The following is a 9,072-nucleotide window of genomic DNA, read 5'->3' on the forward strand; positions in this document are numbered from 1 at the left end:
GGTTTTGGCCTCGCAGGCTTCGCCGTCTACATGGCACAGGGTTACATCCAGACCTACGAGCGCCAGCTTGCCGAAGAGCGCGCCGCGCGCGCCAGCCAGGTCGAACTGGTGCCCGTTGTCGTGGCAAAAGAGTCCTTGCGCTACGGCCAGCAGGTGACGGTGGAAAATCTCCAGCTTGTGGAATGGCCCAAATCCTCGCTGCCCACGGGCGTCTTCCATTCGGGCGCCGAGGTGTTCCCCGAGGGCAAGCCCAAGTTCCGCACCGTGCTGCGCGCGATAGAGGCGGGCGAACCGCTGCTGGCAGTCAAGGTCACCGAACCCGGCACCGATGCGGGCCTGACGTCGCGCCTTGGCCGTGGCATGCGTGCCTTCGCGATCCGTGTCGACGTCGCCTCGGGCGTTTCGGGCTTTCTGCGGCCGGGCGATCAGGCCGATGTCTACTGGACCGGCCAGTCGCAGAACAAGCAGGTGACCCGGCTGATCCTGCCCGGAATCCAGCTGATCGCCATCGACCAGATGGCCGATGAGGACAGCTCGCGCCCGGTGATCGCGCGCACCGTCACCGTCGAGGCCACGCCGCAACAGGTGGCCGCGCTGGCCCAGGCGCAATCGACGGGCCGTTTGTCGCTGTCGCTGGTCGGCTCGGGCGATGACACGGTGGCCGAGGTGATCGAGGTCGATCAGAAATTGCTGCTGGGGATAGAGGATGCACCGATCGTCGTCGAGGACAAGGCGCCGGTCTGCACCATCCGCACCCGCCGCGGCGCCGAGGTGGTCGAGATTCCGATCCCCTGCACCAACTGACCTGCTTACACATTTTCTGGCGCATCGGACTGCATCTTGCGGTCGCGGTGCGCCCGCCTGCCTGATCTCGTGGTTGTTGCGGGATATCCACATAAAGGAAATTCATTAATTAACTGAAGATTGATTTAAATCTTCGCTTGACGCATCCTCTGCGGGAATTTGGGCGAAAAGACCCATCCCGAGGCGTGATCGGAAAGGCAGGATCACATGAAAACCAAGAGTGTTCTGGTGGCGGGGCTGGTGGGCCTGGCCGCCGCGACCGGCGCCGTCACGGAAACGCAGGCCCAGAGCCTGCGCACGCTGAGTGGCCAGGCGACCGGCCAGTTGACCGTCCCCATGAACCGTGCCGTCGTGGTCGAAAGCGACGAGGTGTTCGCGGAACTGTCGATCTCGAACCCGCAGATCGCCGACATCTCGACCCTGTCGGACCGCACGATCTATGTGCTGGGAAAATCGCCGGGGCGCACGACCCTGACGCTTCTTGGTCCCAATGGCCGGCTGATCACGAATGTCGAGGTCCGCGTCACCCCGGACATGAGCGAACTCAAGGAACGCCTGCGCGAGGTTCTGCCGGGCGAGCCGATCGAGGTCCGCTCGGCCAATGACGGGCTGGTGCTGTCGGGCACGGTCAGTTCCGCGCAGGCGCTCGACCGGGCGCTCGACCTGGCCTCGCGCTATGCGCCGGAGCGGATTTCCAACCTGATGATGGTCGCGGGCAGCCAGCAGGTCATGCTGAAGGTGCGATTTGCCGAGATGTCGCGCAACGTGTCCAAGGCGCTCAGCTCGCGGCTGGGGATCAGTGGAACCTTCGACGGCGGCGACGGCACCATCATCGGCAGTTTGGGGGCTGGCCGGACGAGCAGCACCGGGAACCTGACGATCAGCGGCGATCTGGGCGCGTTTCAGCTCAACCTTGCGCTGCAGGCCCTTGAGGGCAAGGGCTTCGTGCGCACGCTGGCCGAGCCCAACCTGACGGCGCTCTCGGGCCAGGAGGCAAGATTCCTCGCGGGGGGCGAGTTTCCGATCCCCGTCCCGCAGGAGGGCGGAACGATCTCGATCGACTACAAACCCTTCGGCATCGGCCTCAACTTCACCCCGCGCGTCGTGGGCGAGAACATCAACCTGCGTCTCGACGCCGAGGTCAGCGGCCTGGATGACACCGCAAGCTACAATGTCGACGACGTCACCTATCCCGGCTTCCGCACCCGCCGCACTTCGACCACGGTCGAACTGCACGATGGCGAGAGCTTTGCAATCGCGGGCCTGCTGCAGGATGATTTCTTCGCGAACAACGCCCAGGTACCCTGGATCAGCGATGTGCCGGTTCTTGGTGCGCTGTTCCGCAGTTCCGAATATGAACGCCGCAACAGCGAACTGGTGATCATCATCACCGCCCATCTGGTCAGCCCCACCCGCGGCGAGGCGCTGGCGCTTCCGACCGACCGCGTTCAGCCACCCAGCGAGCGCGACCTGTTCCTGTCGGGCAAGCTATCCTCGCCGAAGACACCGAAATCGGGCGCGGCCGGCGAGGTCGCCCGCCAGGATTTCAGCGGTTCCTACGGCTATGTGATGGAGTGAGATCATGCGCGCCAAGCTTGTATTCCTGACGCTGGGCGCCGCGGTCGCGCTGTCCGGCTGTTCGACGGACAGTTACCGCGACTTTACCCAAGAAGCCGGCGCAAGCCTTGACGATGGGGCCTTCGGCAATGCGACCATGAACAACACGATGGTTCACAGCGGCGAAAGGGCGATGGCGATCGACCTGAACCACCGTTTCGCCTCCGAGGTCGACACGACGATCACCTTCGCCTTCGACAGCGCCGTTCTGGACGCCGAGGCGCGGGCCACGCTGGACCGCCAGGCGGCGTGGATCGCGCGCTATCCCAATGTCCGGTTCCGCGTCTACGGCCATACCGACCTGGTCGGCCCGGAAGCCTACAACAAGGTGCTGGGGATGCGGCGGGCGCGGGCAACGGTGGATTACCTGGTCTCGCGCGGCGTGGCCCGCGCGCAGCTCGAAGCCGCCGTTTCCTATGGCGAGACACAGCCGCTGGTAGTGACCGAGGGCCGCGAGCGGCGCAACCGCCGCACGGTTACCGAGGTCCGGGGCTTCCTTGAGCCCAAGCGCATGCTGCATGACGGCAAGTACATGCAGCGCACCTACGGCATCCATCTCGACAGCGCGAGAGAAGAACACACGGTCGAATAGGGCCGATACCCCGCCGCCGCGTCGGGTTCGTCCCCCGGCGCGGCGCGGCCGGACTTCCAACAATTTCGGCTTTTGGGCCGTAATGTTGCCCAGTTTGGCCTTCACATTCCCTTCCTGAGAGCGGTGCGCGCGGCGGCGAGTCGCGCGCGGGCGGTGTCCGACGCGGCCAGAAGGCTGGCGGAGCCGTCCGCAAGGAGGGATTTGGACGACATGACGAGTACGGCGGCATTGCATTCCGACCCGGCCCCGGTGATCGCCTGCACGGTGTCCCGGGACATCCAGAACTTCGACCTGCTGATCGAGGACATGGAGGCCGAATTGGGCGAATGTTGGGGCGATCTTGCCTTTCAGGACGCCAACAGCTTCTTCGACCAGCCCGACGCAAGGTCGCTGGAATTCATCGCGGTCGCCGTCGACGACCAGGACGAGGACAACATCGCCTTCATCGCGGAGATCATCCGCAACGCCAAGCGCCGCAATGTCAAGGTCATCGTCATCGCCGAGGAACTGAGCCCGATCGCACTGCACCAACTGATGCGCGTCGGCGCCGACGATTTCGTGCCCTACCCGCTGCCGGAGGGCGCGCTGCACGACGCGATCGACCGGGTGCGTCGGCCAGCCACGGTTGCGCCGGTCCTGGGCAATGGCGCCTCGGTTCCCGCGGTGTCGCAATCGAACCGCGATGGCGTGGTGCTGCCGGTGCACGGGCTGGCGGGCGGGGTCGGCGCCTCGACCTTCGCGGTCAACCTCGCATGGGAATTGTCCCTTGCCGCCAGGGCGACGCATGGCCGTGTCTGCCTGCTCGATCTCGACCTGCAATTCGGTTCGGTCTCGACCTATCTCGACCTGCCGCGCAGGGACGCCGTGTTCGAGATGCTCTCGGACATCCCCTCGATGGACAGCGAGAGCTTCATGCAGGCGCTTCAGACCTACAAGGACGGTCTGCATGTGCTGACCGCGCCCGCAGACATCCTGCCTCTGGACCTGGTCACACCGGACGACATGAAGCGGCTGATCGAGATGGCGCGATCGCAGTTCGAATTCGTCGTGATCGACATGCCGACGACGCTGGTGCAATGGACCGAAACGGTGCTGAGCCAGTCGCATGTCTATTTCGGCCTGCTCGAGCTTGACATGCGCTCGGCCCAGAACGCGCTGCGCCTGATACGGACGCTGAAATCCGAGGATCTGCCGCATGACCGGCTGCGCTACGCGATGAACCGGGCGCCGAAATTCGCCGATCTCTCCGGCAAGAGCCGGGTCAAGCGGATGGCCGAGAGCCTGGATATCGACATCGAGATCCATCTGCCCGATGGCGGCAAGGTCGTCACCGAGGCCGGGGATCACGGCCTGCCGCTGGCCGAGACAGCCGCCAAGGCGCCGCTGCGCAAGGAAATCCAGAAACTCGCCACCTCGCTTTTCGAGCTTGGCCAGATGTCGGCCACGGCCGAGGCGTGACAGAGAGGACGCAAGAGCGATGTTTTCCAGATACAAGAAAGCCGATGCCGGAGCCGCACAACCGGCGAGTGCGCCCCGGGGCCGGAACATGGCCACCCCTGCTCCGGTGCCGAAGGCAGCCCCTGCCAAGCCGGCGCCCGTCGACAAGGAGCGCAAGCGCAAGGAGCGGCTGGGCGAACTGAAGGTCGAGCTGCACAAGCGCCTTCTGGAAAACCTCAACCTCGCTGCGCTGGAACATGCCGAGGAAAAGGAGCTCCGCGGAGAGATCCAGGCCATCGCCGCCGAGGCGCTGGAAGAGTTGGGCATCGTTCTCAACAAGGAGGACCGCCAGCAGCTCAACCGGGAGCTTTACGATGAGGTGGTCGGACTTGGTCCGCTGGAACCGTTGCTCAAGGACGACAGTGTAAACGACATTCTGGTAAACGGCCCGAAGCAGATCTTCGTCGAACGCTCGGGCAAGCTGACGCTCACCGACATCACCTTCAAGGACGAACGCCACCTGCTCCGGATCATCGACAAGATCGTGTCCGCCGTGGGCCGACGTGTCGACGAGTCGAACCCCTATGTCGACGCGCGCCTGGCCGACGGCTCGCGCTTCAACGCGATGGTGCCGCCGATCGCGGTGGATGGCAGCCTGGTCTCGATCCGGAAATTCAAGAAGGACAAGCTCGGGATCCAGGATCTGGTGAAGTTCGGCGCCTTCACCGAGGAAATGGCCGCCTATCTGAACGCCGCCGTTGCAACCCGACTGAACATCATCGTCTCGGGCGGGACCGGCTCGGGCAAGACCACGACGCTGAACGCGCTGTCCTCCTTCATCGACAATTCCGAACGCATCCTGACCATCGAGGATACCGCGGAACTGCAATTGCAGCAGACCCATGTCGGCCGGATGGAAAGCCGCCCGCCCAATGTCGAGGGCAAGGGCGCGGTGACCCAGCGCGATTGTCTGAAGAACGCGCTCAGGATGCGGCCCGACCGCATCATCGTCGGCGAGACGCGCGGCGAGGAAGTGATCGACATGCTGCAGGCCATGAATACCGGTCATGACGGTTCGATGACCACGATCCACGCCAACAACGCGCGCGACGCTGTTTCGCGGCTTGAAAACATGGTGGCCATGGCCGGGATCGAGATGCCGCTCAAGGCGGTGCGCAGCCAGATCGCCTCGGCCGTGAACCTGATCGTGCAGGCCAGCCGCCTGCAGGACGGCTCGCGCCGGATGGTGTCGATCACCGAGATCACCGGAATGGAGGGCGAGGTGATCTCGATGCAGGAAGTGTTCCGCTACGAGCGACTCGGCCTTGCCCCCGACGGAAAGATCATCGGCCGCTTCACCGCCACGGGCGTGCGCAGCCATTATTCCGAGCGCTTCCGGCAGTGGGGCTATGACCTGCCCGCCAGCCTCTTCGAACCCAACAGGGGGATGTAAGCCATGCAGATCGGCGCGGATGCGATCATCTACGGCCTGATCTTCGTCGCGGTGCTGGCCCTTGTCGAGGGGCTGTATCTCACCGTCTTCGGCAAGTCGATCAGCCTGAACGCCAAGGTGAACCGCCGGCTGGAGATGCTGGAAAAGGGCACCGACCGGGAAAAGGTTCTGGAACAGCTCCGCAAGGAGATGAGCCAGCACATGAACGCCCGCGGCATCCCGCTTTACTCGCTGCTCGCGGAGCGGGCGCAGAAGGCCAATATCGCCTTCACGCCGAACCAGCTGATCATGATCATGGCGCTTCTGTCAGTGGTGGCCTTTCTCGGGCTGACCGTGGGCACCGATGCCGCGCTGCCGGTGCGGGCGCTGGTCGCGGTCGCGATGGGCGTGGGCGGGGTCTATGTCTGGGTCAACGGCAAGGCCAAGAAACGCCTCGGACTGATCGAGGAGCAATTGCCCGACGCGGTCGAACTGATGGTGCGCAGCCTGCGCGTCGGCCACCCCTTCGCCTCGGCGATCAACATCGTTGCCAAGGAGGTGCCCGACCCGCTGGGCACCGAGTTCGGCATCATCGCGGACGAGGCCGCCTATGGCCGCGATGTGGGCGAGGCGCTGAAGGATCTGGCCGAACGCGTGGACATGCAGGATCTGCGCTTTCTCGCGGTGGCGGTGACCATCCAGCAGCAATCTGGCGGCAACTTGGCCGAGGTGCTGGACGGGCTGGCCAAGGTGATCCGCTCGCGCTTCAAGCTGTTCCGCCGGGTCAAGGCGATAACGGCCGAGGCGAAATGGTCCGGCATGTTCCTGTCGGGCTTTCCGATCGCCGCCATCCTGATGATCTCGACGATCAAGCCCGACTACTATGACGAGGTCAGGCAGACCGCCGCCTTCATCCCCGCCGCCATCGCCGTCGGCGTGTTTCTGGTCGTGAACGTGGTCTTCATGCGGATCATGGTCAACATCAAGGTCTGAGGAGCCGGCCCATGGATATCATCGCCTCGCTGAACAGCCTGCTCATCGACCGTTTCGGCGCGCTCGGCCCGCTTTACGCCGTGGGTTTGCTGGGCTTCCTGATGATCGCGCTGACGTTGCCTGCGTTTCTGAAGAAACGTGTCGATCCGTTCGACAAGTTCAGGCGCGAGACCCGCGAGATGAAGGCGGCGTCCACCCGTGACCCGGCGACATCGCTCCGGCCCACCTCGCGCGCGGACAAGCTGGAACGGTTTTCCCATTTCCTCGAACCCCAGAACGAGGAAGAGTTCTCGGCCACCCGCCTCAAGATGATGCGGGCGGGCTATCGCACCAAGAACGCGATCCGGATCTTTCATTTCGCCCAGCTCGCGCTGGGACTCGGTCTGCTGGTCCTCGGCGTCCTCTTCACCATCGTGAACAGCGCCAGCGGCGAGGTCGATACCACGAAACTGATCCTGTCGGTGATCATTCCGGGTGCGATCGGCTATTACCTGCCGCGCTACTGGGTCGAACGGCGGCTGCAGACCCGCCAGCAGGCGATCACCAACGGCTTCCCGGATTCGCTCGACATGATGCTGGTCTGCGTCGAGGCCGGCCAGTCGCTCGACCAGTCGATCGTCCGCGTCGCGCGCGAGATGCGCTCGGGCTTTCCGGATCTCGCCGAGGAATACGAGATCGTCGCCCAGGAGATGAAGGCCGGCAAGGACAAGGTGCAGGTTCTCAAGGACATGGCCGAACGCTGCGGCGTGACCGACATCTCGTCCTTCGTCACCGTGCTGCTCCAGTCCGCCACCTTCGGGACCTCGATCGCCGAGGCGCTGCGCGTGTTCTCGGCCGAGATGCGCGACAAGCGTGTGATGCGCGCCGAAGAGAAGGCGAACGTCCTGCCGACCAAATTGACACTGGGCACGATGATGTTCACGGTTCCCCCGTTGCTCATCATCCTGATCGGCCCCTCGGTCTATGCGATCTACGACACCCTGTCGAATTCGAGCTTCTGACCTCGTCCGGCGCGGCCCGATCCTGGCCGCGCTGCTTGTGCTGGCGGCCTGCCAGCAGACCGGCCGACTGGACCCCGGCTTTCAGGGCCTGCCCCCGCCCCCGGGCACGCCCCGGGTCACCGAGGCCGTCGACGGGCTGACCGTCGGCCACCGGCTGATGGCGGCAGGCGAATACGAACTGGCCCTCGACGCCTATTACCGCGCTGCTGCCGAGCAGGGGCTGAGCATCGACGTTCTCTCGGCGGTGGGATCGGCCAATCTGCGCCTCGGTCGGCTTGGCCAGGCCGAGACCCAGCTGCGCCGCGCGCTGAAGAAGGACGAGCGCTTCGTTCCCGCCTGGAACAATCTGGGCGTCGTCCTGATGGAGAAGGGCGAGACCGGCGAGGCCCTGCGCGTGTTCGAGACGGCCTTCGCCCTCGATAGTGGCCAATCGGACGACATCCGGCAGAATCTGCTTCTGGCTATCGAAAAAACCGCCAATCCATCCTATGATCCTGCCAACGATAACGACTTCAAACTGGTGCGGCGCGGCAGCGGCCAATACCTGCTGATCGCCACGCCCTGAGGCCAGAGCAGCAGAGGACGCAGGATTACATGCGCCATTTCTTTCTTGTCGCGATATGCGCTGCGAGCGCGTTGGCCCTGTCCGGCTGCCAGCGCCCCGGCGAGGCCGATGTCGACCGCGCAATCCAGGAGGTGCTTTCGGGCGACGAGAGCAGCATGAACGACATCATGCTGACCGTGGCCGATCCCGCCGAGGCGGTCAGCTATTTCCGCCGGGGACTGGAAAATCAGCCCGACAGTATCGCCCTGCAGCGCGGTCATGCCCAATCGCTGCTCAGGGCGGGGCGCAACACCGAGGCGGTGGGCGCATGGGCGCGGGTGACCAACCACCCCGAGGCGACCGCGGAAGACCGGGTCGCGTATGCCGATGCACTGATCCGCGCCGGTGAATGGAAGAAGGCCGAGGCGGTGCTGAACGCGATCCCGCCGACCCACGAGACCTATCGCCGCTACCGGCTGGAGGCGATGGTGGCCGACGCCAACAAGCAATGGGCAAAGGCCGACAGTTTCTACGAAACCGCCGCGGGGCTGACGACGCGGCCCTCGGGGGTGCTGAACAACTGGGGCTATTCCAAGCTGACGCGGGGCGATTTCAAGGGCGCAGAGCGGCTGTTCACCGAGGCGATCACCTA

The 9,072-nt window shown here is 64.6% G+C and carries 9 protein-coding genes; all 9 read left to right on the forward strand.

The features are described 5' to 3' along the window. Window positions 1-804, forward strand: an 804-nt coding sequence (gene cpaB, locus ENN83_RS16055; RefSeq protein ID WP_287188749.1) for a Flp pilus assembly protein CpaB, incomplete at its 5' end; no start/stop codon positions are given. 207 nt (window positions 805-1,011) lie between these two features. Further along, window positions 1,012-2,382, forward strand: a complete 1,371-nt coding sequence (locus ENN83_RS16060) for a type II and III secretion system protein family protein (RefSeq protein ID WP_287188750.1) — start codon at window positions 1,012-1,014, stop codon at window positions 2,380-2,382. Between the two features lie 4 nt (window positions 2,383-2,386). After that, window positions 2,387-3,013, forward strand: a complete 627-nt coding sequence (locus tag ENN83_RS16065; RefSeq protein WP_287188751.1) for an OmpA family protein — start codon at window positions 2,387-2,389, stop codon at window positions 3,011-3,013. Between the two features lie 210 nt (window positions 3,014-3,223). Then, on the forward strand, window positions 3,224-4,471 hold the full coding sequence (locus ENN83_RS16070) for an AAA family ATPase (RefSeq protein ID WP_287188752.1): 1,248 nt from the start codon (window positions 3,224-3,226) through the stop codon (window positions 4,469-4,471). 19 nt (window positions 4,472-4,490) lie between these two features. Next, window positions 4,491-5,903, forward strand: a complete 1,413-nt coding sequence (locus ENN83_RS16075; protein ID WP_287188753.1) for a CpaF family protein — start codon at window positions 4,491-4,493, stop codon at window positions 5,901-5,903. A gap of 3 nt (window positions 5,904-5,906) precedes the next feature. Beyond that, on the forward strand, window positions 5,907-6,875 hold the full coding sequence (locus tag ENN83_RS16080; protein WP_287188754.1) for a type II secretion system F family protein: 969 nt from the start codon (window positions 5,907-5,909) through the stop codon (window positions 6,873-6,875). Between the two features lie 11 nt (window positions 6,876-6,886). Continuing rightward, window positions 6,887-7,876 carry a type II secretion system F family protein gene (locus tag ENN83_RS16085; protein ID WP_287188756.1) on the forward strand — a complete coding sequence of 330 codons (990 nt, stop codon included), beginning with the start codon at window positions 6,887-6,889 and terminating at the stop codon, window positions 7,874-7,876. A gap of 37 nt (window positions 7,877-7,913) precedes the next feature. Further along, window positions 7,914-8,441: a tetratricopeptide repeat protein gene (locus ENN83_RS16090; protein ID WP_287188758.1), complete on the forward strand. Its 528-nt coding sequence runs from the start codon at window positions 7,914-7,916 to the stop codon at window positions 8,439-8,441. Between the two features lie 29 nt (window positions 8,442-8,470). Further along, on the forward strand, window positions 8,471-9,072 hold a 602-nt coding region (locus tag ENN83_RS16095), incomplete at its 3' end, for a tetratricopeptide repeat protein (RefSeq protein ID WP_287188760.1).

This window comes from Rhodovulum sp., assembly GCF_011048875.1.
In the GTDB taxonomy this organism is placed as follows: domain Bacteria; phylum Pseudomonadota; class Alphaproteobacteria; order Rhodobacterales; family Rhodobacteraceae; genus Rhodovulum; species Rhodovulum tesquicola.

Bases quoted from the DNA above. Each gene is read 5' to 3' on its own strand.
- ENN83_RS16060 (WP_287188750.1), top strand. From the start codon at position 1,012: ATGAAAACCAAGAGTGTTCTGGTGGCGGGGCTGGTGGGCCTGGCCGCC.
- ENN83_RS16065 (WP_287188751.1), top strand. From the start codon at position 2,387: ATGCGCGCCAAGCTTGTATTCCTGACGCTGGGCGCCGCGGTCGCGCTG.
- ENN83_RS16070 (WP_287188752.1), top strand. From the start codon at position 3,224: ATGACGAGTACGGCGGCATTGCATTCCGACCCGGCCCCGGTGATCGCC.
- ENN83_RS16075 (WP_287188753.1), top strand. From the start codon at position 4,491: ATGTTTTCCAGATACAAGAAAGCCGATGCCGGAGCCGCACAACCGGCG.
- ENN83_RS16080 (WP_287188754.1), top strand. From the start codon at position 5,907: ATGCAGATCGGCGCGGATGCGATCATCTACGGCCTGATCTTCGTCGCG.
- ENN83_RS16085 (WP_287188756.1), top strand. From the start codon at position 6,887: ATGGATATCATCGCCTCGCTGAACAGCCTGCTCATCGACCGTTTCGGC.